Raw genomic sequence first — 25,427 nt, 5'->3', positions numbered from 1 at the left:
GCGTGGTGAACTGCGGGCCGGCCGCCGCGCGTCTGGGCAGCTGCGCAATTTGTCAGCACCGAGTGCCTGCACCCTGCCCGCCAACAACGCCCGCTCGGAGGTCCCCTTCGGCTTCGACCGCGAGAAGGGCGGCTGCCACCTCGGCAGGCCTGGGGCCACCCTCAAGCCTGATACGATACTCTCGACAAGCCTGTGGAAAGCGCGGCGGTCCGGTCGTCATTCCTCGAGCCGGTCAATCGTGGCATTCGCGGCCCGGACCTGAACCCCGAGTTGCCGCGCCACGGTCGTCATCAGGTGCCATGCCACCTGCGGTGCCTCGCTGCGCAGCCGGTCGACGGCGACAGCATCCAGGCGCAGACACCGCACAGCGGACCGGGCGGTGGCGTCGGCGCTGCGCCGCATCTGCCCGAGGAGAGCGGACTCGCCGAACAGCACGCCAGGCACCAGCACCGCGAGACGCGTTGCCGGCCGTGCCCCGATCGACGGCAGACTGATCAGCACCTCCCCGGAAAGCAGCAGATAGGCAGCATCCGCCAGTTCGTCACGGCGAAGGATCGGCGCACCCGCGGCGAAATGCTGTTCGGTGCAGAGTGCAAGCAGCGGCCCCACCTCAGAGGAGGGCACGCCGAGGGCCTCTAGCGCCGCGCGCGGTGTTGCAGGCCAGGCCCGTTCGTCGGGCTCGATCGCTGACAGGACGATGGCTTCCGCGGCCTCAACCGCGGCAGGCAGGTCGGCGAAGACGGCAGCTGGAGGCAGCCTCGCGAGCAGGCCGAGCGCCTCCAGTTCCATGGCCACGCGGCTGCATGGATGCAGCGGCGCCAGCAGAACCCGGCCCGGCATGACGCGGCAGATCTCGATCAGCCGCCGCCCACCGGAGAGATCCAGGCGTGTGACGCGCGTGAGGTCGAGGATCAGCAGAGCTGCGCCCGCCGAACGCTCAGCCTCCGCCCGCTGCAGCGCGTGCTCGGCGCTACCGAAGAAGATCGCACCCTCCAACGCGATCAACGCGATTGCCTCGCCGGCATCGCGGAGCGCACGCTCCTGTCCGGCTGGGCGCCGGATGCGTGATCGCCCGACAGGGTTGCGCGAGACGCGGCGTACAGGCGAGGCCGCCATGGAGGCAGTGAAGATTACCATGGCGAGCAGCATCCCGGCCCCCACTGCTGCGACGAGGCCAAAGGCAAGCGCCGTTGCCATCACCGACAGCACGACGAGCGCATCGCCTGCGCGCCGCGCGCGCCCCGGGGCGCGCGACAGCGGCGAAGGCGGGACCTTGATGAGCCGCAGCACCGCACCGCAGAGAACGCCGGACAGCGCAGCAAAAGGCAGCATCGCTACCAGCGCGCCTCCCGCCAGAAGCACGGCAAGTGGGACCGGCAGTCGCCAGAGCTGCGCTGCGCGGCCGCGGCCACCGGCACGCCAACAGGCCATGCTCGGGACCATCAATCCGACGGTTGGCATGCCGCCGGCCACCGCACTACTGAGCATGCCGAGCGCTGCGCCACGCAGGTCGCTGTGATGGTCGCCGCGCCTGCCGGACGCCTCGCGCAGGGCGGCGGCAGCGGCCATCGTCTCGATGGTCGCCAGCAGCGCAAGCGACAGCGCGGCTGGCAGCACCCGCGCGATGTGAAGCGCGTGCGGCCGTCCGGCAGTGGCAGCAGCGATCCCGGCAACGAAGGTGTGCACCGTCGGCGCGATGCCGACGACCGGCCCCGTTGCGATCCCGGCATCGGAAAGCACATGATGCAGCCCACTCGCCACCGCCAGGGCAACGAGCGGTGCCGGCAGGCCAGGCAGCGGGCGCAGCATCAGCAGCAGGGCGAGGGCGGCCACTGCCATGGCGCCAGGCACCGGCGCAGCCCAGGGCGCAGCCTCACCCGGCGCGGCGCCCAGCAGGATCGGCGCCTGGGCGATCATGACCAGGAGCGCGATCGCATTGCCGAGCCCCTGCGCGACAGGTGTCGGCACCAGCGCGGCGACGCCGGCGAGGCGGTTCGCGGCCAGCATCAGCAGCCCGGCAGCACCAGCAAGGAGCATGGCCATCGCGATGGCATGGCCGAAACTGGACGGCTCCAGGGCGGCGAGCAGCCCTCCGGCGATCAGCGCCGTGGCCGCCGAGGTATTCCCCATCAACGGGCGGCTTGAGCCGAGAAGCGCAATGGAGAGGCCCGCCAGCGCCGAGGCTGCAAGCGCCGCCGCCATGCCGAAGGCGACGCCGGCCGTGCCAAGGGCGGCGAAGGCGATCATGCCATGCGTCAGAGACTGCGTCGCGGCGAGGATGCCGGCATGGAGCCCGGCACCTGCCTCAGTCGCGCGCGTCATCGAAGATCGATCAGCCGGCCCGCGGCACCGGCCGCGAGCCGCTGTGCATGAAAAGCGGCAAGCGGGTCGCCCGCCGCTGCAAGCCGCGCCATCGCTACCCCCACGCCAGCATCGGCGCCGTCGAGCCGGGCGAAGATCTCCTGGTAGGCACAGATCGCGGCGGTGCGCACACGGTCATGCGTCAGCGGCTCGAAGGCAGTGAGCGGCTGGCCGACCCCGCGCAGCAGCAGATCGCCAACCGGGCGCCCCTGGAAGCCGCCGATCCGCTGCACTGTCGACGCCGAGACGAGCAGCCTTGTGCCAAGTGCCTTGTTCACGGTTTCGAGCCGCGAGGCGAGGTTGATCGTCTCTCCATACGCCGTGTAATCGAAATGCCTGCCGCCACCGAAATCCCCGACCAGGGCCGGGCCGCTGTGGACGCCGATGCGCGTGGCGCCGAGCGCGAGCCCCTTTGCGGAGTGGCCGCCGCGGAATGATTCGGCAAAGACATCAAGCGCAAGTGCGCAGGCCACGGCGCGCGCTGCGTGGTCGGGCTGGTCATCCGGCGCGCCGAACAGCAGCAGCATGCCGTCGCCCATGACCTTCGCCACGGTTCCGCCATGGGCGAAGGCGATGTCGGTCATGCCTGTGAGATAGGCGTTCAGCATCGCCGCAAGTGCGGCTGCATCAAGGCTCTCGACCAAAGCCGTAAAGCCGGTGATATCGGTGAACAGCGCGCTGACGTCCCGCCGCTGGCCGCCGAGATCCAGCGCGCGCGCCGCATCGGCCAGTTGCCGGGCGAGGTTGGGCGAAAAGTAGCGCGCAAGCGCTGCATGCGCGCGTTCCGCCGCCAGCCGCCGCGCCTCCGCCGCGCGCCGCTCGCCGACATGGCGCAGCGTCTTGGCCATGGTCGCATCGAGATCGGCGAAGTCGATCGGCTTGGTGAGGAAGTCGAAGGCCCCTCGGTTCATCGCGGTGCGGATGTTCGCCATGTCGCCGTAGGCCGAGACGATGACGGTGGCCGGCGGGTCCGGCCTTTCCTGCAGACGCGCAAGCAGCGTGAGGCCATCCATCCGCGGCATGTTGATGTCGGCAAGCAGAAGCGCTGTCTCGGGCGCTGCGGCCAACCGCTCCAGCGCCTCGACGCCATCACGCGCAAAGTGGAAGGCGAATCGTCCCTCACGGGCCTCGCGGCGGAACTTCTGCAGGATCAGGACCTCGAGATCCGGCTCGTCATCGACCACTAGAATGAGACTCATCGCCGGGCTTCCCGTACTGCGAGGCGGCGCTCGATTTCAATGCGCAGCAGCGTGAAATCGATCGGCTTGGCGACGAGCCCCTCGGCCCCTTCGGCAACGGCGCGTGAACGTGTTGCGGCATCATCATAGGCGGTGATCATGATGATAGGCAGGTCAGGACGCAGCGCGCGGGCGCGGGCAAGCAGGTCGAACCCGCTCATTCCAGGCATGTTGATGTCGGAGAGCAGGAGGATGATGTCGCGCCCCTGGGCCGCTGCAATGAGCCCGAGTGCCTGCGGTCCTGACGTGGCGAAGCCCAGCGCGAAGCGGGCCTGCCGCAGATCGTGGCGGAACTGCTGCCGGAACAGATCGGCGATGTCCGGTTCGTCGTCCACGACGAGTACCAGGACGCTCATGCCGCTCTCCCCTCAAGCACCGGGCCGCGGGGCAGCGTGATGGTGAACTCGGTCCAGGCGCCGGGTTCGGTCGCCACAGCGAGCTCGCCACCATGTTGGCGCACCACGATATCGTGCGAAAGCGAGAGTCCGAGCCCAGTCCCCTGGCCGGGCGGCTTGGTCGTGAAGAACGGCTCGAAGATGCGGGTGCGCACCGGCTCCGGAATGCCGGTGCCATTGTCTCGGACCCGCACCACCACGCTACCGGACCGTTGCTCTGTCGTGACGAGCAGGTGTGGCTGAAAACCCACCCCTTCCTTGTTCTGAACGGCGTAGAAGGCGTTGCCGAACAGGTTGAGCAGGACGCGGGTGAGTTCCTGCGGAAAGATCTGCACCTGCCCAAGGCCCGCGTCGAGACGCTTCTCGAGTGTGATGTTGAAGCCTGGCCGCTCGGCCCGGGTTCCATGCCAGGCCAGATTCAACGCCTCTTCGACCAGCGCGTTGAGCTCGACGCTGCGGCGCTCGCTCTTTCCCTCCCGGGAGTGGGCGAGCATGTTGCGCACGATGCTGTCGGCACGCTTGCCATGCGTGGTGATCTTGTCGAGGTTGTTGCGCAGCGTACCGCACACCTCCTCCACGTCTGCCCGCAGCGCAGGGTCGAGCGCCGGTCCAGCTTTTTCCATCGTCGAGCTTAGTTCCTCGATCAGCTCGCGCGACAGGTCGGCGAAGTTGTTGACGAAGTTCAGCGGGTTCTTGATCTCGTGCGCGATGCCCGCGGTCAGCTGCCCCAGAGAGGCAAGCTTCTCGGTCTGCACCAGCCGATCCTGTGCCGCACGAAGCTCGTCGAGCGATTGCGCGAGCTCACGCGTGCGGTCCTCGACCTTGGCCTCGAGCGTCTCCTGCGCCTCCTGGATGCGAGCCGCCATCTCGTTGAACCGCAGCGCGAGCGTGCCGATCTCATCGGCTGCACCGACATCGATGCGCTGCGTGAGGTCGCCCTGGCCGACCCGCTCGGCCCCCGCCTGCAACGCCCGGATCGGGCCGGTGAGGCGGCGTGCGAGGAACACGCCCGCGCCGAGTGCGAGCACGACGCCGAGGGAGAGCAACGCCAATGTCTGGTAGGCCGCCGCATAGACGGGCGCCAGCGCCTCCACCGTCGGCTGTTCGACGAACACGAGCCACCCAAGGCGCGGGATCGTGGCATGCGCCGAAAGCACCGAGCGCCCGTTAAGGCCCCGTGCCGTGCGCACGCGCTCGCCCGCGCCTGTGATGGCACTCGCCACCTGCGGCAGGCGCGAGAGGTCCGTCTCGCGCAGCACGAGGCTCATGTCGGGGTGGGCGACGAGGCGGCCTGCGGCATCGGTGACGAAGGCATAGCCCGTGCCGCCAACGCGGATCGCGGTGATCACCTCCCAGATCAGCTTGAGGTTCACATCGGCGATCGTGACACCCGGGTTGCGCCCGGCATGTGCCATCGCGACGGGCATGTAGGGTTCGGAGCCGCGCCGGAACGTCACCGGCCCGTACCAGACGCGGTTCTCGCGGGCACCCCGAAACCGTGGATCGGCTGAGAGGTCGGTGCCGCTGTCGAGCACATCGGGTTCGAGGCGGGAGAGGCGCAGCCGCTCATGCCCGCCGCCGTCGACGAAGAGCAGTTCTGTGATCGCCGGTGCCTGGCGCAGCAGGCGGATGAAGTCGTAGCGCCGCTGTTCCATCGGCACGCGCGCCCAGTCGGCCCGCGTGGTCCAGCCGATCTGCTGTTCGAGCTCGGCGATGAACTGCGCGACGCGTTCGGCCGCCGCATCGGCCTTCTCCTGCTCGACGCGCACCGCAGCCTCGGTGGCCTCGCGGTAGGCAAACCACATCGAGATGCTGCCGTTGACGAGCAGCACGGCAGCCACAAGGCCGAGGAAGGCCAGCGTCAGCCGTTGCGCGAGCGAAAGCGTCGGGCCGCTCACTCCAGCACCTCGTCGGCCTGCGCGAGAAGCGTGTTGGGGACGACGAGGCCGAGCGCATCGGTGATGCGGACGTCGATGGCGAAGCGGAAGCGCGTCGGCCGCTCGATCGGAATGGCGCCCGGGTCATCGCCATCGAGGATGCGGTCGACGATCGCCGCGGCGCGGGCATAGTAGTGCGCCTGGTCGATGCCGTAGCCCATCGCGAAGCCATGGCCCACGAAATTGGGAAGGAAGGTCACGCCCGGAACCCGCGCGGCGCGGAGGGATACGCCGATGCGCGGCAGGTGCTCGGTGATGCCGGGCGCCGTCAGCATCACAACACCCGTGGTGCCCGGCGTGCGGGTCGCAAGTGCCGACGGCAGGGCATCTGGGTCGAAAGGGTTCACGACGTCGCTCGTCAGACGCCGCCGCATGGCCTGCGCGGTCGCGGCGTGCAGCTGGTGCGGCCCCGTCATCGCGTCCCAGATGAACACCACGTGCCGTACGGTGGGCGCGAGTTCGAGCAGCAGGTCGAGCCACTTCGCTGCCATCGAGGGCTGATCGAGAAACAGCCCCGTGACGTGCCCGCCTGGCCTCGCAACGGAGGTGGCCAGCCCGGCCGCGACAGGATCCGTCTCGAGGTCGACGCCGACCACAGGCAGGCGACGCACGTGCTGTGCCGCGGCAAGCACGGCTGGCGCGCCGACGGCGACGAGCACATCGGGATCGATCGCCACGAGTTCATCGAGCACGCGCGCGAGGATTGCGGGTTCGCCTCGTCCGGCGCGCAGGAAGATCGTCTGTCCCTCGACGAGGCCGCGCGCCTTGAGCGCGCCGACGATCAGCCGCGTCGCATTGTTGGCAGGACCGATGCTGACGGAGTGGAGGTACCCCACCCGCGGCGGCCGCCGCAACTGTGCGCGGGCCGGTCGCGCAAGCCACGCCAGCGGCAGCGCGAGGGCGGTGCGCCGCGGTGTCATTCCAGCACCAGGTCTGCGCGGGCGAGCAGGGCTGTCGAAATTTCGATCCCGATGACCTCGGCGCTCCGCTGGTTCACCACGAGCTCGAACACGCGCGGCTGCTCGATCGGCATATCCTCCGGCCGCGCACCGCGCAGGATGCGGGCGACGAAATGGGCAAGGCGCCGGTAGGCGTCCTCGAGCCGTGGGCCATAGCTGACGAGCGCGCCCGCCTCGGCGAAGGCACGCCAGCCGGAGATCAGCGGGATGCGCCGCGCCGTCGCGAAGGCAGCGATTGCCGTGCGGTTCTGCAGCGCGAACCCATCAGCGAACACCACCATCCCCTCGGCATCGTCGGCGGCCATGACCGCGAAGGCAGCATCGAGCTCTGCCTCATTCTGTACGTGATGGAAACGTGCCGCCATGCCATGCCGGCGCGCCGCCGCCTCCGCCTCGGCACGCTCCAGCGCTTCGCCGGGATGGCCAGGGTTGCTGAGCACGGCGAGACGCTGGAGGCCAGGACGCAGCTCGTGCAGCAGCTCGACACGCTTGCCGTTCAGCGCAGCGGACAGGAAAGTGATGCCGGTGACGCCAGCCGGCGGACGGGAGAGACTGTCCGCCAGACCGGCCGCGACCGGATCGCTGCTCATCACGAACACCACCGGTACGGGCGGCCGCGCGCGGATCACAGGTGCCGCCGCAGCACCCTGCACGAGCAGGAGCCGCACCGGAACGCGCATCAGCTCATCAAGCAATGCCGGCACGCGCGCCCGATCATCGTTGCCGAAGCGAAAATCAAGGATGAGGTCGCGCCCCTCGACCAGGTTCCGCTCGGCAAGCCCCGCGCGCAGCGCCGGGATGAAGGGTGCGAGCGACGCGGGCCGCTGCATCGTCAGCCACCCGATTCGCAAGGGAACGGGCCGGGCGTGGGCAGGTCGCGTGAGTGCGGTGGCGGTGAGGCTGCCGCCGAGCATCGTGCGGCGCGGGATCATTCGATCACCTCGTCGGCACGGTCGAGAACGGACCGATCGATCTCGACGCCGAGCGCCCTGGCCGCACGGAGGTCGATCACGAGCTCGAAATGCGTCGGGTTCTCGACGGGGATGTGGCTGATCGGCGTTCCCGTCGCTGCCCGCACCACCTGCCGTGCCGCGCGGCGGAACCCGTCGCTGATGTCGGGCCCGTAGCTCATGAGCCCGCCACCGGTAAGGTAGCGGCGGTTCGACAGCATCAGCGGCATGCGGTGCCGGATCGCGACCTCGCCGAGCGTGAGGCGGTTCGAGATGGTCGAGACATCGGACACGACGAACAGCGCGGCAACGCCCTCGCGCCTGAGCGCGCCGAACGCCTCGTCCAGCCCCTCGGGAACGGCGATGCCCCGGAAGACGAGATCGATGCCGAGCTGCGCCTGGGCGCGCGACGCCTCGTCGATCTGGATCTGCGATGGGTAGTAGATGTTGAAGATGGCACCGAATTTCTGCTCGTGCGGGAACGCGTCGCGCATGAGCTGCACGCGCTTGGCTGAAAGCTCGCCCGCGTGGAAGGACTGCCCGGTGACGTTCGCCTCAGGCCGCGCCAGGCTCTGCACCAGCCCGTCCTGGATGGCATCGCGCGTCGCACCGAATACGATCGGGATAGTCGTCGTCGCCGCCTTCGCGGCGAGAACGCCGCCGCGCGTGGAGGCGACGATCGCGTCCACCCGCGCGGCAACGAGGCCGCGCATCACGTCGGACAGGTCATGGTCGGGGCGGAGCTGGTGGCGATAGTCGATCATGAGGTTGCGGCCGACCACGTAGCCGTTTTCCTTCATGCCGAGCTCGAACTTCTCCTCGAAGATCGTCCGTTCCGGTCCGTTGACGATATACCCGATCCTCAGCGGCCGTCCTGGCTGTGCCAGCGCGACGCGGCACACCAGCGGCGAGGCGAGCGTGGCCGCGACGACGGCGCGCCGTCCCAAGCTGCGCTGCGTCCCGGGCGCTTCCGCGGCATCATCGGCCACGATGCCCCCCTCGATGGGCCGGTCGGACATTGGTACGCTCCTGCCATGGCCGCGCGGTGGGGGGATGGGCCTCATTCGATCACCTCGTCGGCGCGGGCGAGGAGGGCAACGGGAACGGCGAGGCCGAGGGCGGCGGCGGCGCGGAGATCGATCACCGTCTCGACCCGCATCGGTGCCTCGATAGGCAGTTCGCCCGGCTGCGTGCCACGGAGGATCAGTGCCACGAAATGCGCCACGCGGGCATAGAGCGCGTGGAAGTCCGGGCCATGGCTCGCGGTGCAGCCTTCGTCGACCATGCTTCGCCATTGGCCGATCGTGGCGAGCCGCATCGCCCGTGCAGCGGCAGCGATCCGGCGCGCATCGCGGAGCGATTCCGGTGTGCCGCCGAGGGCCACGCCGCGGACACCCTGCGCGGCAAGCGAGGCGAGGGCAGGTGCAGCGCCCTCCGTCCCTTCCCACTGCTGCGCGACGAAAGCACGGCCCGCCTGCCGAGCGGCGGCCTCCATCGCGGCAAGGCGTGGCGACAGCTGGTCGGTGCCGCTGTGGAACAGCGCCGCGACGGGGGTGCCGGGCGGGGTGAGCTCGGCCACCATCTCGAGCCGCTTGCCTTCCGCCTCCGGCGTGTTGGCCACGACGCCCGTGGCGTTGCCGCCTGGCCGCGCCATGGAGGTGCCGGCGAGCAGGCGGGCATCGGCGCCGTGCATCACGATCGGAATCGCGTCGGTCGCCGCCCGTGCCGCGCGAACGGCGGGCGCGCCTACGGCGACGATGATGTCGGGTGCGGTCGCCACCAGAGCCGCCGCGGCGCGAGGCTGGTCGGGCGCAGCGGCGACGTGGGCATCGAGCGTCAGGTTTGCCCCCTCCCGCCAGCCCCGCCGCGCGAGCTCCGGCAGCAGGTGGGTGCGCAGCAGCACGTCCGCCCGGCCAGTCAACAGCAGCGCACCGAGGCGGCGCGGTGCCGCTGCGGCGGCGGGCGCGTATGCCAGCGCCGGAAGGGCCAGGACGGAGCGGCGCGCGATCACGGGGCTGGCCTCATTCGATCACCTCGTCGGCGCGCGCGAGGATGGCACGGGGAACGGCGATGCCAAGCGCGCTTGCCGAGCGGAGGTTCACGACGAACTCGACCTTGGTCGGCAGCTGCACTGGCAGGTTCCCCGGCTTTTCGCCATGCAGGATGCGCGTGACGTAGAGGGCAGCACGGCGGAACAGGTCGGGCAGGCTGGCGCCGAAGCTGAGCAGGGCACCGGCCTCGGCAAAGCGGGCCTGGTCGCCGATCACCGCGATGCCCTCCGCTTCCGCCGCGGCGACGATCTCGGCAATCAGCGAGCTCGTCAGGAAGTCGCGCACGACCACGAGCGCGGTGCCACCGGCCGCACGGAGGCCGCGCATCCGCTCTGCAAGTAAAACCGGGTCGCGCGCGGCGATCGGCACGCGGAGCGCGCGCAGCCCCTGCGCGGTCGCCGACGCCTCGGTGAGCCTTCCCCAGGCGTCGAATGTCGGGTCGCTTGCGTTGTGCATCACGCCGATCACGGCGAGGCCCGGGATCGCCTCGCGCAGCAATTCGATACGCTTGGCCGACATCTCCTCGCCGAAACTCGCAAACCCCGTCACGGAGCCGCCGGGGTGGGAGAGGGACGCGAACAACTCCGGGTCGCTTACGACGGGCGGCAGGCCAACAGCGACAAGCGGAATCGTCGTCGCGCGCCGCACCGCGCGGGCGGCAGCGGGGCCAGGTACGACGAACACGTCCACCGGCAGGGCCGCGAGGTCGCGGATGATGGCGGCCCCGCGCGCCGCATCACCGCCGGCATGGCGATGCACGAAACGCCACGTCTGTCCCTCGATCTCGCCCTGCGCACGCATGCCGTCGCGAAAGGATTCGACGGTCAGCCTGTCGCCCTCAGCGGAGGCGAAGCCGACGAAAGCAACCACCGGCAGCCGTCGCGGCTGGGAACGGGCGACGGTGGGGGCAAGGGCGAACAGCAGCAGGGCACGGCGAGTGATCATTCGAGCACCTCGTCCGCCCGGGCGAGCAGCGCCAACGGCAGGTCCAGCCGGATAGCCTCGGCCGTCCGGCGGTTCAGCACGAGTTCGAAACGCGTCGGCCGCTCCACCGGGAGCTCGGCTGGGCGAGCGCCCGCCAGCAGGCGTACCGCATAGTGAGCAAGGCGCTGAAAACTCGTCTCGAGATGCGGCCCATAGCTCACCAGCCCGCCACTCTCGGCGAAGATCCGCCAGCCTGACATGGTGGGCGTGCGACGTGCGACCCCGAACGCGGCCACATCGCTGCGGCTTTGCAGCATCACGCTGTCCGGCAGCACTACGAGCGCGTCGGGCGGGTTGATCTCCAGTTCGGCGAGCAGCTCGCGCACCATTGCGCGGCTCGCCGTTGGCACCCACCGCGCGGCTATCCCAAGCCGCTCCGCCATGGCGCGGGACGCTGCGACCTCAAGCTCCGCGCCGGGATGCACAGGGTCGCCGGTCAACACGACCCGGCGCGAGGCGGGCAGCAGCTCGCGCAACAGGTCGAGCCGCTTCTCGTTCAGGTCCACCGCCATGAAAGTCATGCCCGTGAGGTTGCGGCTCGGCCGCGCAAGACTGTCGGTGAGCCCGGCGAGCACCGGATCGCCGCTGAACCCGAACACCACCGGCACGGTCCGGACGCGTTCGGCGGCGAAGATTGCCGCTCCTTGGGCGACGATCACCGCCGGCCGCCGACGCAGCAGGCTGTCCAGCACCTCGGGCAGGCGGGAGGCGTCGCCCTCGGCCGAGACCGCATCGAGAACGAGATTTCGCCCTTCGACATAGCCGAGCGCAGCCAGGCCCTCGCGGAATGCATCGAGATAGGCCGAGACCTGGCGCAGGGGAAAGACCGAGACCCAGCCGATCCGCACCTGACCCTGCGCCAGCGCCGGAGCCGCGAGCAACGGCAGGGCGAGAACGCCGCGGCGGCCGATCATGTCATCACCATCATTCGAGCACCTCGTCGGCCCGGGCGAGCAGCATCGGCGGGAACTCCCGCCCGAGCGCACGGGCGGAGGGGCGGTTGATGAAGAACTCGAACCGCGTCGGCAGTTGTACCGGCAGTTCGCCCGGGCTCTCGCCACGCAGGCCCCTCGCGCAGCGCGGCGGCACGGCGCAGCGCGTCCGGGTCACCCTCGGCGCTCCAGACGATCACCCCGATGCGGCGCTTCCGCCCGGACGGCGCCTGCGCACGCACCCTGCCCGCGATCGGCAGCGCCGCGAGCGGCCGCAGCGACCGGCGTGCGATCATGCGATCACCGTCATTCGATCACCTCATCGGCCCTGGCCAGGATGGCATTTGGCACCGCGAGGCCGAGGGCACGCGCCGCACGCAGGTTGAGGATGAACTCGAAACGCTCCGGCCGCTCCATCGGGATGGTGCCGGGAGGCTCGCCGCGGAGGACGCGCGCCACCTGCACAGCGTTGCGCCGGCGGAGTTCGGCGTTGCTCGCGCCATAGCTGACTACGCAGCCCGCTTCCGCCATGTGCCGCCAATCGCAGAGCAGCGGCAGGCCGTGCTCCGCCGCCTGGGCTGCAAGTAGGCCGGCATTGCCGGCAAAGCCGGGGAAGGAGCCGACGACGATGACGCGCACGCCTGCCGCCCGCAAGGCGCCAAGGGCAGCGGGATAGCTCGCGGGCTCGCCGGCGCGGACCAGCACGAGGCCAATGCCGTTTGCGGCAGCCTCCGCGTGGATCCGGGCCACCCGATCGGGCGTCAGCGTCGCGCCAGCAAGAAAGCCGATCGGCCCGCCGGCAGGGTCGAGGTCGCGGGCGAACTCCAGGCGTTTCGCATCAAGCTCCTCGCCCAGCATGACGATGCCCGTGACCATGCCGCCGGGCCGCGCGAGGCTCTCGGCCAACCCATCGGCGACCGGGTCGTTGCCGGCAAACCCCATCACCACACGCAGCCGCGGGTCGGCCGCGCGCAGCAGGTGCGCGACCGGGTTGGCCACCGCGATCGCCGCATCGCAGCGCGCGGCGGCAAGCTCCGCGGCAAGCTTGCTCAGCGGCGCTGCATCGCCATCCGTGCTGCGGAGAAGGACCTCGAGGTTCCGCCCCTCGATGAAGCCGAGCCGGGCAAGCTCGGGCAGCGTCCAGCGCCGCACGCCATCGATCGAGAAGCGCCCCGGTGCCAGCACGCAAAGGCGATGGACACGACCCTGTGCACGCACGCGATCCGCGGCCGCTAATGAGAAAGCGCCCGACAGTACCACCCGGCGGCGCACCAGACCGCCCTGCTGCCTGTCCCTCGCGCGCACATCCCGGCCGTGCCGGGCATCCGGGGCTGAGATGCAAGCGCGACCCGGGAAGCAAGCCTGCATGGAGGTTGGCCCTATCGGCGGGAGGACGGATGCCAGACCCACAGCCTGCCGTCGCGACGGCGGCCGTGATGTGCGAAATAGCACATTGACAGGCGGTCACGCCCGCATGGCGACGTGTTGCAGGAGACGCTGATGCCGCAGATCGCGCCGGGGTGCATGGAAGAGGCCGCGCGCGGCGCGACCCCCCGTTGACGTGGCAGCAGCCGATCAGGACGGCCCCTGAGCGGCCCGCGTCAGCGAAGGCCTGGCGTGACCTCCTGTCCAAGGTGCCGTGCTGCGGAGAGAACGCATGAGTGGCAAGCTTTCCACCATCCCCTTATTCCACAACCTGCCTTCCGAGCTCCTGCGAGGGTACGAAGCTCGCGCGCTCTGGCTGTGGGCTGAGGCAGGACGCCTGATCCTCGATTTCGACGACATGTCGGACGACGTGTTTTTCGTCCTCTCGGGAAGCGTGCGGATCGCCGTGCGGACGCCGGGCGGACGGGAGCTGATCCTTGACGACGTGACCGCGGGCGGCTTCTTCGGCGATATGGCCGCCATCGATGGCGCGCCGCGTTCAGCGAGCGTGACAGCGCTGCATCGCAGCCAGATCTGCCGCCTTCCAGGGCCGAGCTTCATGGACATCATCTCGGGAACGCCCGCCTTGTCGCGGCGGATGATGCAGGTGCTGACCGCGCGGATCCGAGAAGCCAACACCAGGATGCTCGAGCTGACGAGCCTGGACATCCGCCACCGCCTCTATGCGGAGCTGCTTCGCGCCGCAGGGCCGCCGGCCTCGGATGGCAGCCGCAGCATCTCGCCACCCCCGGTTCAGCACGTCCTGGCGTCGCGCATCGGCGCGCGACGCGAAGCCGTCTCGCGCGAGATCGGGCGCCTGCTCCGCCGCGGCGTGGTGACGCGCACCCGCAGCGCGATGATGATCCGAACGCCGGCAGCGCTCGAGAATGCGATCAAGACGGAGCTGGCTGACTGACGTGCCCCGGTTCCAGTCAGGTACCGGGGCGCATCCCGCGCAAAGCCTCGCGGCTCGTGAAGCGTTCAAAACAATCATCGCGTGCGGTCGAGAGCGTGTGCTTCATGATCCTCTGGCTCGGCGTGCGCTCGAACTCAGCGACAGTGGCGAGATAGCGCGGGTTCTGGTACGGCGCGAGGCGCGTGGTGAGCCAGGCCGAGAGCACGGCAAGGTCGACCGTCATGCCGTCGCGCGGCTGCACGAACAGCTTGATGTCCTGCTCACCGACCTCCGCCCTGACGCCGATCATCGCGCAATCCTGCACCGCCGGGTGTTGGGCCGCCACATGCTCGACCTCCCAGGCAGAGACGTTCTCGCCGTTGACGCGAACGCTGTCGGAGATGCGGCCATGGAAGATGAGGTTGCCCTCCGCGTCGAAGGAGCCGCTATCGCCGGTATGCAGCGCCCCGTCGCGCAGCGCCTTCAGCGTTGCCTCCGGGTTGCGGAAATAGCCGGGGGTCAGAGCCGTCGCGTCGGTCGCACGCACAACGATCTCGCCGCGCGTGCCCTGCGGCACCGCGAGGCCTCGCTCATCGAGGAGCGCGACCGTCAGCCACGGCACGGGCCGGCCGACCGACCCGACCACCCTGGCATCGTTGAACGTCGTGAACGAGGAGGCCTCCGTCATCCCGTAGCACTCGCGAAGCTGCATGCCGAACCGCTCCTCGAACGGCCGCCAGACGTCGATGGGGCAGCCGCCGCCCCAGGCGATGCGCACGCCATGCGTGCGGTCAAGCGGCGTCTCCGGCTGCTTCAGCAGGATCTGGAGGATGCCACCGAGGAAGTGGATATGCGTCGCCTCCTCCGCCTTCGCCTCCGCCCAGAAGCGCGAGGCGGAGAACCGTCCGATCATCGCAAGCACCACGCGCCGGCGCAGCGGCAGCACGATCAGCTGCGCCCCGCCGATGTGATAGAGCGGTTCCCAGACGAAGAGCACATCGCCGTCGCGCGCCGCAGCGACAAGCAGCGCGCCTTCGCCGGCAAGGCGCAGCATGCGATGCGTCACCATCACGCCCTTGGCCGGGCCTGTCGTTCCGGATGTGTACATGATGGCGAAGAGATCGCTGGGCGACGGTGGCGCGCCCGCGTGGCGCCCGCCGGAGGCGAGCATGGGCTCGAGCGGCAGGGCCGAGGAGGCATCTCCGGCAACGACGATCGGAATCCCCTCCAGTGCACAACCGCACTCTGTGATGCGCGGCAGGGCATCGCTGTCAGCGATCACGACGCGCGGGTCGCAATGGCTCAGCACGTGGCGCAGGCCTTCGCCGCGCAGCTGGGCGTTGACCGGCACCCAGACGAAGCCGGCACGGGCGATCGCGAAGATCAGTGCGAGCGACGCGGGACTGTTGCGCATCATCACCGCGACCCGGTCGCCTGGCGCGACACCGAGCGCGGCAAGCGACGCGGCGGCGGATGAGGACATCTGGTCGAGCATCGCGAAGGTGATCGCGCTTCCATCGAAACGGGCGTAGACGCGCTCGCCCTCCGTCGCCGCAATCGCTGCGAAAAGCGGCCAGAAGCCCTGTTCGGCCATGGTGGTCTGCTCAGGCATGATGATCAGCCCGCGGCCTTGCGGGCCGCGCGGGTGGCAAGGAACAACTCCATCATCCGTGCCGGCTCTCCGGTGGCGTAGCTGATGCGCTGGTTGCGCACACCGGCGGCGAGGCAATCGCGGAAGCCCGGCTCCGTGACCTCGCGGAACCGCGCCTTGTTCAGCCGCATCGCGATCGGCGGCTTCCCTGCCAGCTCCGCTGCAAGGGAAAGGGCCTCGTCCATCACCGTCTCCTGCGGAACGATGCGGTTGATGAGGCCAAGCGCGTGCGCTTCCGAGGCGTCCATCATCCTGCCGGTGAGGGTGAGGTCGATGGTGCGCGCGAGCCCGATCATTTCCATCATGATCCACGGCCCCGTCGTGCTTGCGATGCCGGAATTGATCTCGGGCTGACCCATCGTGACGCCGGCATGGGCGATGCGGAAATCGCCCAGCAGTGCCACCTGGAAGGCCGAGCCGGCCGCAACCCCGTTCAACGCCATGATCAGGGGCTTCGAGAGCGACCGGATGCGGTCATAGAGCCGTTCCCACTCGCCGATCCAGAGCTCCGCCCTGTCGGGATCGAACGTCTTGGTCTCGTTCAGGTCCTGGCCCGCACCGAAGGCGCGGTCGCCGGCGCCGGTCAAGATGATGACACGCACCGCCTCGTTGCCCTCCGCCGCGTCGAGCGCCGCGACAAGCATGTCGCGCATCGCGCTGTGCCAGGCGTTGAGCACCTCGGGGCGGTTCAGCGTGATGATCGCAACCGCCCCCCGCGTCTCGGTCAGGATGAAGGTGGCCATCGCGCGCTCCTTTGCGGTCGTCAAGCTGCGTAATCGCCTTGCGATTACGCTTATCAAAAACTATCGTCCCCGGGTTGGCGCCCTGTCAACGTCGCCAAGGAAACACGCCGTGGCCGCTGCCAGCCTCCCGCGCCGGAAACCACCGCCCGCCCCGGCCGAGACGATCGAGGACGGGCTGTTCGTCAACTCGGTCGAGAAGGCGTTCCGCGTGCTCGACGTATTCGGCAATGGGCAGCGCAGCCTGGGATTGTCCGAGATCGCCGCGGCGTCGGGGCTCGACCGCAGCGCCGCGCAGCGTTTCACGCACACGCTCGAACGCCTCGGCTACCTGCGGAAGGACCCGCGAACGCGCCACTACGAACTGACCGTGCGGACGCTCGATCTGGGCCATCGCTACATCCGCTCCAGCGCGATCGTCGAACGTGCGGCCCCATACCTGCTCGACCTGAGCCGGGCGACGGAGGAAGCAGTCAGCCTGACGATGCTCGACGAGACCGAGGTCGTGTATCTCTCGCGGCTGCTCAGCCGTTACATGCTCAACACGAACGTGCAGGTCGGCAGCCGCCTGCCGGCCTATTGCACGGCACCGGGCCTTGCGATGCTGTCGCGGCTGCCGCGCGCCGAGGCGAAGCGGATCCTCGACCGGTCCGACCGCCGCGCCTACACGCCGCACACGACGACCGCGATGCCTGCGCTGGTCGCGAAGCTCGATGTGGCGGCACGGCAGGGATTCGTGCTGACCGTGCAGGAGATCTATCCGGGCGATGTCTCCATCGCCGCCGCCGTGCTCGGCGCGGAAGGCGAGCCCTGTGCGGCGGTGAACGTGGCTGTCTCGCTGTCCCGCTGCCAACCCGAGGCGGCGGTGGAGCGGTATTCCGCCCTTGTCGTCACCGCGGCAGCGGCCATGTCGCAATCCCTCCCGCGCGAGCAGCGGCGATGACCGCGCGCGGCACCATCCTCATCGTCGGCACCGGCGCCTTCGCCGCCCGCATCGCATGCGACATCGCCGCCGGCGCGCAGCATCCGGTGCGGCTCGTCATCGCCGGCCGCAACGGCGATCGGCTCGCGTGGCTCACCACGGCCTGCAACGCGCGCGCAGCCACCTTCGGCACAGGCGTCGAGACCAGCGCCGCCATGGTCGATCTCTCCTCGGTCGGGTCCATCGCGCCCATGCTCGCATCCATCCGGCCCGATGTGGTGGTGCAGGCGGCCTCGGTGCAGACCGCCTCCGTCATCGCCCGCAGCGACGATGCCTGGAGCAGGCTCGTCGCGGAGGGCGGGCTCAGCGCGACGGCTGTGTTCCAGGCGTTGCTCTCTGCCCGCGTCGGCGGGGCGATGCGTCAGGCCACACCAGGTGCGGTGCTGGTGAATTGCTGTTTCCCCGATGTGGTCAACACGATGCTCGCCTGCCTCGGCCTGCCCGTGGCCTGTGGCGTCGGCAATGTCGGCATCCTGTCGTCGTGCTTCGCCGGCGCCCTCGGGCCCGGCGGCATCCGGCGGGTAAAGGTTCTGGCGCACTACCAGACGATCGGTGCGTGGCGGCGGAACATGGGCGAGCGCGCTGGCATGCCCACGCCGCGCGTCTGGATCGACGACGCCGAGATCGACGATGTCCACATCCGCTTCGCCGCCCTGCGGCTGACGCCGGAGCCGGCCCTCGAGGTGTCCGGCTCAGCCTCCGTACCGCTGCTCGTGGCAATGGCGACACCGGGCACGACGCTCGCCGCCCACGCGCCGGGTGCGCTCGGGCTTCCGGGCGGCTATCCCGTCCGCTGGGCCGAAGGTGCGCTCTCGCTCGATCTCCCGCCCGGCCTTTCGCAGGACGAAGCCGTTGCGTGGAACCAGTCCTTCGAGCAGCGCAACGGCCTCCTCGTGTCGGCCGATGGCAAGGCCACCTATACCGGCGTGCTGCATGACCGCTTGCTGGCGTTGAGCCCGACGCTCGCGGCCGGCTTCGCGCTCGGGGACCTCGAAGCCGTCCATGTCGAGATGGCCGCACTCCGCGCCAGGCTGCAGGCGCGATGATGCCGGCGAAGCCACGGCTGGTCAGGGTGCTTGATCGCACCGCAGCCAGCGCCACCATCACGATTGACGGCGACGTCGTGCAGGCCTTCGCGGGAGAGAGCGTACTCGTCGCCGTGCTGGCACACACGACGCGGCTCCGCACGCACGAAGTCGATGGTGCGCCCCGCGCCGGGTTCTGCCTGATGGGTGCCTGCCAGGATTGCTGGGTGTGGCTGGCGGACGGACATCGCATCCGCGCCTGCACGACCCGCGTCGTGGATGGCATGGCCGTGTTGACGGGCCCGCCAGCAGGCCCCGCGGATGCATAGCACCGTCATCGTCGGTGCCGGGCCGGCGGGGATGGCCGCGGCGGTGGTGCTCGCCAGGGCCGGGGAACACCCGATCATCGTTGACGAGGCGGAACAGCCTGGAGGGCAGGTCTGGCGCAAGCCGGCTGCGCCTCTCCAGCCAGCGCTCGCGCGTATCCTCGGTCGCGCGGCCGCGGCTGAGCACGAGCAGGCGCATGCCGAGTTCGCGTCCATCGCCGCATCGGTCGACCACCGGCCACGACACCTCGCCTGGAACCTCCAGGGCGGCGAGCTCTTCGTGATCGAGCATCGGCGCATCCGGCCCCTGCGCTATGGTGCACTGCTGCTCGCGACGGGCGCGACCGACAGGCTCCTGCCCGTTCCGGGGTGGACGCTGCCTGGCGTCTTCTCGCTCGGCGGGGCGCAGACCCTGCTGAAGGACCAGGGCGCGCTGATCGGAAGGCGCGTGGTGTTTGCCGGTGCCTCGCCGCTGCTCTATCTCGCCGCGCTCCAGTACAAGGCGATGGGCGCCACGGTCGTGGCCGTGCTCGACACCACCGCCCTGCCGGAGAAGCTGCGTGCAACGCCGGCGCTCGCGGCGGCCGCACCGCGCGTTCTCGCACGCGGCCTCTCCTACATGGCGCGGCTGCGCGCCGGCGGCGTGGCCATCTTCCATGGCGTGACCGCGCTCGGCATCGAGGGCCAGGACTACGCCGAGCGCGTACGGTTTCGCTGTTCCCGCGGCGCCGAGCACGACCTCGCCGTCGATGCGGTCGCACTCGGCTTCGGGCTCCGCGCAGAGACGCAGCTGCTTGACCTCGCCGGCGTGCCGCTGGCGTTCGACGTGGATTTCCGCCAGTGGCTGCCGATCGTCGATGGCGATGGCCGTGCGGCACCAGGGCTCTATGCGGCGGGTGATGGCTGCACGATCGGCGGGGCCGCGGCTGCTGCGATCAGCGGCAGGCTTGCTGCCTACGCCATCCTGGCTGACCGCGGCGTGGCCGTTCCCGCTACCGAGGTCGCGATGCTTCGCGCACGCCTCGCACGGCTGCGCGCATTCCAGCGTGCGCTGTCGCGCGCGTTCGCATGGCCGGCGCACTGGCTCGCGGATGCCCGCGACGACACCGTGCTCTGCCGGTGCGAGAACGTGACGGTCGGTGTGGTGCGGGCGGCCGTTGCTGCGCCACTCGGCCCGCGCGAGGTCAACCGCGCCAAGGCGCTGACCCGCTGCGGCATGGGGCGGTGCCAGGCACGCTTCTGCGGCCTCGCGACTGCCGAGCTCATGGCCCATGCGCTCGCCGCGCCGGTGGCGACCATGGGTCGCCACCGCAGCCAGGCGCCGGTCAAGCCAATCCCGCTCGATGCCACGCTCGTCGATGAGGACACGCCATGACGGTGCTGCGCGTCAACACCGCGATCGTCGGCGGCGGGCTCATGGGCTGCTGGACGGCGCTGATGCTCCGGCGCCGCGACCCGGGTCATTGCGTCTGCGTGATCGAGAAGGGCAAGGTCGGCGCCCAGGCAAGCGGGGTGAACTACGGCAATCTGCGCATCCAGGGGCGCCACCCCGGGCAGCTACCACTCTCGCTCCGTGCAGCCTCCCTGTGGGAACGGCTCCCCGATCTCATCGGCGAGGGCTGCGAGTTCGATGCCACCGGCCATCTCTACGCAGCGCGCGATGATGCGAGGGAGATCGCGAAGGTCGAGACCGCGGCGCGGCAGGCAAGCGAAGCAGGGCTTGCGACGGAGCTGCTCGACGCCCGCGCGCTTGCGCAACGCTGGCCCTGGCTCAACGGTTTCTCCATGGCTTCGTGGTCGCCGCGCGATGCGATCGCGAATCCTCGCCTCGTGACACCCGCCGTCGCGCGGGCCGCGCGCGCGCACGGCGCGCTGATCCACGAGGACACTGCCGTGCACGGCGCGGCGCGGACAGGTGCGGTGTTCCGCATCGACGCCGCCGGCGGGCTGACGATCGAGGCCGACACGCTCATCAACGCCGCCGGCGCCTGGGCACCTGAGGTGGCGGGCTGGTTCGGTGAGGGTGCCCCGATCGTGCCCGCCGGGCCACCGCAATTCGTCACCGATGCGGTGCCGTACTTCATCCGTCCCTCCGTCCAGGCGGTCGACGGCACGGTGATCTTCCGCCAGGTGCGGCAGGGCCATGTCGTCGTCGCCGGCTATCCGCGCAGCCCCTCCGATCCCGTCGCCAACCGCGCACCCGTGGACGCGCGCAAGATCGTCAACGCGATGGGCCACCTGCTGCGCGCGGTGCCGGCGCTGGAGGGTGCGACACTGCTGCGCGTATGGTCGGGCATCGAGGGATACCTGCCCGACATGCTGCCCGTGATCGGGCCAAGCGGGACGACACCGCGCCTTGTGCACGCCTTCGGCTTCTGTGGCCACGGCTTCCAGCTCGCCCCAGGCGTTGGCGACGTGCTGGCCGATCTCGTCCTTGAGGGGAGCAGCCGCACGCCGCTCGACAGGTTCTCGATCGGCCGCTTCGCCGACGGGAGCGCGGAGGTTGCGGAGCACTTCACACGCGAGTTCGACAGGAGCCTGCAGGTGCAGGCCGTCGCCCACCCGGGGGCGCAACGCACGCGTTGACTCGCTACGGCTGCGAACAAATACTGGCCTGAATACTATCGGGTTGACGTGATCGCATAGCGATTACGTTCACCGCGAAACGGGGCGCCACATCAGCGGGTGGGGCGGGTTCACGAACAGGGAGAGGAGAACTGACATGACCCAATCCGACAGGAAGGGCCTGGGCCGCCGCGGGGTGCTCGCGCTTGGCGCGCTGGCGACGCCCGCCCTGGTGTCGTGGGACGCCATCGGCCAGACGAGGCAGATCACGGTGGCCGACCCGGGTGGTCCGTTCGGCGAGGCGTTCGGGCCTGCATTCTACCGCCCCTTCGAACAGGCGACCGGCATCCGCGTGGTCAACGTCGCGCGTGCCGCGGAGCCGACCGCGCAGTTCCGTGCGATGGTCGAGACCCGCGCCTATACCTGGGATTGCTGCATCCTCACGCTGTCCGCGCGCGACATCCTGCTGCAGCAGAACCTGCTCGATCCGATCGGGTTCACGCACGCCGACGTGCCCGACCTGATGCCGGAGGCGATGCACTCGCACTGGATGGGGACGGATGTCTACGCCACCATCCTGGCGGTCAGGACCGACAGGCTGCAGGGTGCCGAACCCAAGTCCTGGACCGACTTCTGGGATGCGCAGCGTTTCCCCGGCCGCCGCGCGCTGCGGCGCAACCCCATCGATACGCTCGAGCAGGCGCTCATGGCAGACGGCGTGTCGCAGGCCGATCTCTACCCGCTCGACGTCGACCGCGCCTTCCGCGCGCTCGATCGAATCAAGCCGCAGATCACGGCCTGGTGGACGGGCGGGGCACAGACGACGCAGATGCTGCAGGCAGGCGAGGTCGCAATGATCCCGACGTGGAACGGGCGCGCGCAGCCCGTGCTCGATGCGAAGCTGCCGGCGAAGATCATCTGGAACCAGGGGCTCTACTCGATCGAGGGCTGGGGCCTGCCGCGCGGCGGCCCGCGCGCGGACGCGGCACGGCAGTTCGTGCGCTTCTGCGCCGATGCCGAGCGCCAGGCTGCATACACGCCCGCCCTCGCCTACGGCCCGACGAACCTCAAGGCGTACAACCACATCCCGGCCGAGCGCGCGGCGGTGCTGCCAACCGCGCCGCAGAACCTCGCAGTGATGAAGCTCGCCGACGAGGATTGGTGGAGTTCCAACCGTGCCGCGGTGACCGAGCGGTTCAATGCCTGGGTGCTGCGCTGAGGTGAGGGCAGAGGGCGTAAAGCTGCTGGCGGACGGGGTCAGCAAACGATACGGCCCCGTCGTCGCGCTCGAGCCCGTCCGCCTCGAAGTCAGGGCGGGCGAGCTGCTGACGCTTCTGGGTCCGTCAGGCTCCGGCAAGACGACGCTTCTGCAGATCATCTGCGGGCTCGTGGAGCCGGACCAGGGCCGCATCTTCGTCGATGGCCGTGACCAGACCGACACGCCCGTGCACCAGCGCGACGTCGGCCTCGTCTTCCAGAACTATGCGCTGTTCCCGCATCTGACGGTTGGCGAAAACGTGGGGTTTCCGTTGCGTATGCGGAGTGTTTCGGCGTCAGAGACGAAGCGACGCGTACAGGACGCGCTCGACATGGTGCAGCTCGGGCACCTCGCGAGACGCTTTCCGCGCGAACTGTCGGGTGGCCAGCAGCAGCGCGTCGCACTCGCGCGATGCTTCGTGTACCAGCCCTCCGTGATCCTGATGGACGAGCCGCTCGGCGCACTGGACAAGAAGCTGCGCGAGCACATGCAGATCGAGATCAAGCGCCTGCATCGCGCGACGGGCGCGACCATCATGTACGTGACCCACGACCAGGAGGAGGCACTCGCCCTCTCCGACCGCATCTGCCTGATGAACCACGCCAGGATCGAACAGATCGGAACCCCGGGTGAGATCTACGAGCGGCCGCTGACGGCCTTCGCCGCTGACTTCATCGGCATCTCGACTGCCCTGCGCGGGCGCATCCTTGGCGGCATGATCGAGACGCCGGAGGGCCGTTTCCATCTGCCGCCGGAGGCCGTGGGCGTGGAGGGATCGGACGCGCTTCTCGTGATCCGCCCGGAACGGCTCGCGCTGGGCCAGGGTACGAACGTGATTGCGGGAACCGTGACGGAGTCCGTCTACGCTGGGGCGGAGACGCGGCTGCTGTTCCGCCTCGCCACCGGCACGGATGCGGTGCTGCGGCTGCCGATCGGCATGCCGCCACCACCGATCGGTGCCGCAGTCACCGCGACGTGGGAGCCTGGTGCTGCGGTGATGGTTCCGTTGTGAGTGCGCGGCGTCACCGCTTCGGCGCGGCCTGGTACGCGGCACCGGCTGTCGTTTTCCTGGCCGTCTTCTTCCTCTATCCGGTGCTGCGGCTGCTGCTGCTCAGCGTCCAGATCGAAGCGACCGGCGAACTGACCACGGAGCATTTCCACCGCGCGCTGACGGCGGAGGTCTACGTCCGCGTGCTGGGCATCACCTTCGGTGTCGCGGGCGAGACGACGCTGGGTGCGGTCGTGCTTGGCTATCCGCTGGCCTATTGGCTTGCGCGGCAGCCGCTGTCACGACGCGGCTGGCTGCTGATGCTAGTCTTGATCCCGTTCTGGACGAGTTATCTCGTCAAGACCTTCGCGTGGATGATCACGCTTGATCAGTCCGGCATCATGAACCGTGCGCTCGTTGGCGCCGGAATCGTGCCTTCGCCGATCGATGTGCTGCACGGGCGCATGGGTGTGAGGATCGGCATGATCCATGCGATGCTGCCGCTCGCGGTGCTGACGATGCTGCCGGTGATGCTCAGCGTCGAGCGCCAGTTGCCGCGCGCGGCGGCGACGCTGGGCGCCCCGCCTGGACAGATCTTCTGGCGCGTCTTCTTCCATCTCTCGCTGCCGGGCGTGGCGGCTGCGGGGCTGCTCGTGTTCATCACCTCGCTTGGCTTCTTCATCACGCCAGCTCTGCTCGGCGGTCCGCGCGAGACCATGCTGGCCCAGCTGATCATCGCCCAGGTGCAGGAGATGATGAACTGGAGCTTCGCCGGCGCGCTCGCGGTGATGATGCTGCTCGCGGCACTGGTCACATGCTGGGTGTATGACCGTCTCTTCGGGCTTTCCACCGTCGCTGGCGAGGCCACGGCGTCCGACCGGCGTGGGACGCTGTTGCTGCGCGGCGTCGGCATCGGCCTCCTCTCGGCGGTCGCCGCGGTGCATGCCGCGATCGGCGGAGCGATGGCGCGCGTTCTCGGCAGGCGCGTGCTCTGCACCTTCCTTCCGGCCTATGTCGTGCTGGTGCTGCTGTTCCTGTGCGCGCCCACGCTCATCGTGGTGCCGATGGGCTTTACTGATTCGAGCTTCCTGTCCTTCCCGCCGCCAGGCTTCAGCCTGCGGTGGTTCGAGACCTATTTCGGCTCGCCGCTCTGGCTTGGCGCGACGCTGCGCTCGTTTGTCGTCGGATTCGGCACGGCCTGCCTCGCCACGCTGCTTGGCGGTTTCGCTGCCCTCGCGCTCGCGCGCAGCTCGGGGCGGTGGCAGGCAGCCCTGTTCGGACTGCTGATCGCGCCGATGATCGTGCCGCGCATCGTGATCGCACTCGGCCTTTTCTACCTGTTCGCGCAGCTGGGCCTTGTCGCGACGGAACTGGGCATGATCCTCGGCCATGCCGTGCTGGCCATGCCGTTCGTGTTCATCACGGTCGCTGCGGTGCTGAAGGGGTATGACTGGCGGCTCGACCAGGCGGCAGCGACCCTCGGCGCCTCGCGTCTCCGCGTGCTGGTCGAGATCACCGTGCCCCTGCTCAAGGGGGGACTCATCGCTGCGTTCCTGTTTGCCTTCATCACGTCGTTCGACGATCTCACTGTGGCGCTGTTCGTCAGCGGCGGCGTGACCGTGACGCTGCCGAAGCAGATGTGGGACGACATGATCCTGCAGCTGAACCCGACGCTTGCCGCCGTGTCGACTGTCGTGTTCGTGCTCGTGACCACGCTGCTCGTCCTCGCGGAGTGGATGCGCCGCCGTGGCGAGGTGCGATAGCC

General features: G+C 69.6%; 23 protein-coding genes. 9 read left to right on the top strand and 14 right to left on the bottom strand.

The features are described from left to right. Positions 1 to 216: 216 nt before the first annotated feature. The 12 genes from Q0C38_RS09485 to Q0C38_RS09430 all read right to left on the bottom strand — a co-directional run bounded on the left by Q0C38_RS09485 (position 217) and on the right by Q0C38_RS09430 (position 12,992). A complete protein-coding gene (locus tag Q0C38_RS09485) occupies positions 217 to 2,322 on the bottom strand; it encodes a SulP family inorganic anion transporter (RefSeq protein WP_291296842.1) in 2,106 nt (701 codons plus the stop codon). Continuing rightward, positions 2,319 to 3,560, bottom strand: coding sequence for an adenylate/guanylate cyclase domain-containing protein (locus tag Q0C38_RS09480; protein ID WP_291296841.1), 1,242 nt, complete (start codon positions 3,558 to 3,560; stop codon positions 2,319 to 2,321). The genes Q0C38_RS09485 and Q0C38_RS09480 overlap by 4 nt, the downstream gene beginning before the upstream one ends. Continuing rightward, the gene (locus tag Q0C38_RS09475; protein WP_291296840.1) at positions 3,557 to 3,955 is read right to left on the bottom strand and encodes a response regulator; all 399 of its coding nucleotides are present in this window, start codon (positions 3,953 to 3,955) and stop codon (positions 3,557 to 3,559) included. Before Q0C38_RS09475 ends, Q0C38_RS09480 begins: the two co-directional genes overlap by 4 nt. Further along, positions 3,952 to 5,892 carry an ATP-binding protein gene (locus tag Q0C38_RS09470; RefSeq protein ID WP_291296839.1) on the bottom strand — a complete coding sequence of 647 codons (1,941 nt, stop codon included), beginning with the start codon at positions 5,890 to 5,892 and terminating at the stop codon, positions 3,952 to 3,954. Before Q0C38_RS09470 ends, Q0C38_RS09475 begins: the two co-directional genes overlap by 4 nt. Continuing rightward, positions 5,889 to 6,851: an ABC transporter substrate-binding protein gene (locus tag Q0C38_RS09465; protein WP_291296838.1), complete on the bottom strand. Its 963-nt coding sequence runs from the start codon at positions 6,849 to 6,851 to the stop codon at positions 5,889 to 5,891. Before Q0C38_RS09465 ends, Q0C38_RS09470 begins: the two co-directional genes overlap by 4 nt. Continuing rightward, entirely contained in the window at positions 6,848 to 7,822 is a 975-nt protein-coding gene (locus Q0C38_RS09460; protein WP_291296837.1) for an ABC transporter substrate-binding protein, read from the bottom strand. The genes Q0C38_RS09465 and Q0C38_RS09460 overlap by 4 nt, the downstream gene beginning before the upstream one ends. Further along, the gene (locus tag Q0C38_RS09455; protein ID WP_291296836.1) at positions 7,819 to 8,859 is read right to left on the bottom strand and encodes an ABC transporter substrate-binding protein; all 1,041 of its coding nucleotides are present in this window, start codon (positions 8,857 to 8,859) and stop codon (positions 7,819 to 7,821) included. The genes Q0C38_RS09460 and Q0C38_RS09455 overlap by 4 nt, the downstream gene beginning before the upstream one ends. A 41-nt stretch (positions 8,860 to 8,900) precedes the next feature. Next, positions 8,901 to 9,851, bottom strand: coding sequence for an ABC transporter substrate binding protein (locus Q0C38_RS09450; protein WP_291296835.1), 951 nt, complete (start codon positions 9,849 to 9,851; stop codon positions 8,901 to 8,903). Between the two features lie 10 nt (positions 9,852 to 9,861). Next, a complete protein-coding gene (locus tag Q0C38_RS09445; protein ID WP_291296834.1) occupies positions 9,862 to 10,836 on the bottom strand; it encodes an ABC transporter substrate-binding protein in 975 nt (324 codons plus the stop codon). Then, positions 10,833 to 11,789 carry an ABC transporter substrate-binding protein gene (locus Q0C38_RS09440; RefSeq protein ID WP_291296833.1) on the bottom strand — a complete coding sequence of 319 codons (957 nt, stop codon included), beginning with the start codon at positions 11,787 to 11,789 and terminating at the stop codon, positions 10,833 to 10,835. Before Q0C38_RS09440 ends, Q0C38_RS09445 begins: the two co-directional genes overlap by 4 nt. Before the next feature lie 10 nt (positions 11,790 to 11,799). After that, complete coding sequence (locus tag Q0C38_RS09435) at positions 11,800 to 11,985, bottom strand: hypothetical protein (RefSeq protein ID WP_291296832.1); 186 nt, start codon at positions 11,983 to 11,985, stop codon at positions 11,800 to 11,802. 128 nt (positions 11,986 to 12,113) lie between these two features. Further along, the gene (locus Q0C38_RS09430; RefSeq protein ID WP_291296831.1) at positions 12,114 to 12,992 is read right to left on the bottom strand and encodes an ABC transporter substrate-binding protein; all 879 of its coding nucleotides are present in this window, start codon (positions 12,990 to 12,992) and stop codon (positions 12,114 to 12,116) included. A 472-nt stretch (positions 12,993 to 13,464) separates the two neighbouring features. Here Q0C38_RS09430 and Q0C38_RS09425 point away from each other — a divergent pair, with 472 nt between their 5' ends. Next, positions 13,465 to 14,148, top strand: a complete 684-nt coding sequence (locus tag Q0C38_RS09425; RefSeq protein ID WP_291296830.1) for a Crp/Fnr family transcriptional regulator — start codon at positions 13,465 to 13,467, stop codon at positions 14,146 to 14,148. Positions 14,149 to 14,164: 16 nt separating this feature from the next. Here the strand turns inward: Q0C38_RS09425 and Q0C38_RS09420 are convergent, their stop codons facing one another. Next, positions 14,165 to 15,739, bottom strand: a complete 1,575-nt coding sequence (locus Q0C38_RS09420) for an AMP-binding protein (RefSeq protein WP_291296829.1) — start codon at positions 15,737 to 15,739, stop codon at positions 14,165 to 14,167. 5 nt (positions 15,740 to 15,744) lie between these two features. After that, positions 15,745 to 16,521, bottom strand: coding sequence for an enoyl-CoA hydratase/isomerase family protein (locus Q0C38_RS09415; protein WP_291296828.1), 777 nt, complete (start codon positions 16,519 to 16,521; stop codon positions 15,745 to 15,747). Between Q0C38_RS09415 and Q0C38_RS09410 the strand changes: the two genes are divergently transcribed. From Q0C38_RS09410 to Q0C38_RS09375, 8 genes are all read left to right on the top strand, one after another. Next, positions 16,508 to 17,461: an IclR family transcriptional regulator gene (locus Q0C38_RS09410; RefSeq protein WP_291296827.1), complete on the top strand. Its 954-nt coding sequence runs from the start codon at positions 16,508 to 16,510 to the stop codon at positions 17,459 to 17,461. The genes Q0C38_RS09415 and Q0C38_RS09410 overlap by 14 nt on opposite strands. Next, positions 17,458 to 18,546, top strand: coding sequence for a hypothetical protein (locus Q0C38_RS09405; RefSeq protein ID WP_291296826.1), 1,089 nt, complete (start codon positions 17,458 to 17,460; stop codon positions 18,544 to 18,546). The genes Q0C38_RS09410 and Q0C38_RS09405 overlap by 4 nt, the downstream gene beginning before the upstream one ends. A 26-nt stretch (positions 18,547 to 18,572) precedes the next feature. Further along, positions 18,573 to 18,854 carry a (2Fe-2S)-binding protein gene (locus Q0C38_RS09400; protein WP_291296825.1) on the top strand — a complete coding sequence of 94 codons (282 nt, stop codon included), beginning with the start codon at positions 18,573 to 18,575 and terminating at the stop codon, positions 18,852 to 18,854. Beyond that, a complete protein-coding gene (locus Q0C38_RS09395; RefSeq protein WP_291296824.1) occupies positions 18,847 to 20,226 on the top strand; it encodes an FAD/NAD(P)-binding oxidoreductase in 1,380 nt (459 codons plus the stop codon). Before Q0C38_RS09400 ends, Q0C38_RS09395 begins: the two co-directional genes overlap by 8 nt. Continuing rightward, on the top strand, positions 20,223 to 21,437 hold the full coding sequence (locus tag Q0C38_RS09390; RefSeq protein ID WP_291296823.1) for an FAD-binding oxidoreductase: 1,215 nt from the start codon (positions 20,223 to 20,225) through the stop codon (positions 21,435 to 21,437). The genes Q0C38_RS09395 and Q0C38_RS09390 overlap by 4 nt, the downstream gene beginning before the upstream one ends. Before the next feature lie 136 nt (positions 21,438 to 21,573). After that, positions 21,574 to 22,635 carry an ABC transporter substrate-binding protein gene (locus Q0C38_RS09385; RefSeq protein WP_291296822.1) on the top strand — a complete coding sequence of 354 codons (1,062 nt, stop codon included), beginning with the start codon at positions 21,574 to 21,576 and terminating at the stop codon, positions 22,633 to 22,635. Position 22,636: 1 nt separating this feature from the next. After that, positions 22,637 to 23,686 carry an ABC transporter ATP-binding protein gene (locus Q0C38_RS09380; protein ID WP_291296821.1) on the top strand — a complete coding sequence of 350 codons (1,050 nt, stop codon included), beginning with the start codon at positions 22,637 to 22,639 and terminating at the stop codon, positions 23,684 to 23,686. After that, complete coding sequence (locus Q0C38_RS09375) at positions 23,683 to 25,425, top strand: ABC transporter permease subunit (protein WP_291296820.1); 1,743 nt, start codon at positions 23,683 to 23,685, stop codon at positions 25,423 to 25,425. The genes Q0C38_RS09380 and Q0C38_RS09375 overlap by 4 nt, the downstream gene beginning before the upstream one ends. Positions 25,426 to 25,427: the final 2 nt, after the last annotated feature.

Origin of the sequence: Elioraea sp., from assembly GCF_022842375.1 — a bacterium.
Lineage (GTDB): Bacteria > Pseudomonadota > Alphaproteobacteria > Acetobacterales > Acetobacteraceae > Elioraea_A.
Note: the sequence above shows the minus strand (reverse complement) of the source record. Positions and strands in the feature narration are given on the sequence as shown.

Bases quoted from the DNA above. Each gene is read 5' to 3' on its own strand.
- Q0C38_RS09485 (WP_291296842.1), bottom strand. From the start codon at position 2,322: ATGACGCGCGCGACTGAGGCAGGTGCCGGGCTCCATGCCGGCATCCTC.
- Q0C38_RS09480 (WP_291296841.1), bottom strand. From the start codon at position 3,560: ATGAGTCTCATTCTAGTGGTCGATGACGAGCCGGATCTCGAGGTCCTG.
- Q0C38_RS09475 (WP_291296840.1), bottom strand. From the start codon at position 3,955: ATGAGCGTCCTGGTACTCGTCGTGGACGACGAACCGGACATCGCCGAT.
- Q0C38_RS09465 (WP_291296838.1), bottom strand. From the start codon at position 6,851: ATGACACCGCGGCGCACCGCCCTCGCGCTGCCGCTGGCGTGGCTTGCG.
- Q0C38_RS09460 (WP_291296837.1), bottom strand. From the start codon at position 7,822: ATGATCCCGCGCCGCACGATGCTCGGCGGCAGCCTCACCGCCACCGCA.
- Q0C38_RS09455 (WP_291296836.1), bottom strand. From the start codon at position 8,859: ATGTCCGACCGGCCCATCGAGGGGGGCATCGTGGCCGATGATGCCGCG.
- Q0C38_RS09445 (WP_291296834.1), bottom strand. From the start codon at position 10,836: ATGATCACTCGCCGTGCCCTGCTGCTGTTCGCCCTTGCCCCCACCGTC.
- Q0C38_RS09440 (WP_291296833.1), bottom strand. From the start codon at position 11,789: ATGATCGGCCGCCGCGGCGTTCTCGCCCTGCCGTTGCTCGCGGCTCCG.
- Q0C38_RS09425 (WP_291296830.1), top strand. From the start codon at position 13,465: ATGAGTGGCAAGCTTTCCACCATCCCCTTATTCCACAACCTGCCTTCC.
- Q0C38_RS09420 (WP_291296829.1), bottom strand. From the start codon at position 15,739: ATGCCTGAGCAGACCACCATGGCCGAACAGGGCTTCTGGCCGCTTTTC.
- Q0C38_RS09410 (WP_291296827.1), top strand. From the start codon at position 16,508: ATGAAGGTGGCCATCGCGCGCTCCTTTGCGGTCGTCAAGCTGCGTAAT.
- Q0C38_RS09415 (WP_291296828.1), bottom strand. From the start codon at position 16,521: ATGGCCACCTTCATCCTGACCGAGACGCGGGGGGCGGTTGCGATCATC.
- Q0C38_RS09405 (WP_291296826.1), top strand. From the start codon at position 17,458: ATGACCGCGCGCGGCACCATCCTCATCGTCGGCACCGGCGCCTTCGCC.
- Q0C38_RS09395 (WP_291296824.1), top strand. From the start codon at position 18,847: ATGCATAGCACCGTCATCGTCGGTGCCGGGCCGGCGGGGATGGCCGCG.
- Q0C38_RS09390 (WP_291296823.1), top strand. From the start codon at position 20,223: ATGACGGTGCTGCGCGTCAACACCGCGATCGTCGGCGGCGGGCTCATG.
- Q0C38_RS09385 (WP_291296822.1), top strand. From the start codon at position 21,574: ATGACCCAATCCGACAGGAAGGGCCTGGGCCGCCGCGGGGTGCTCGCG.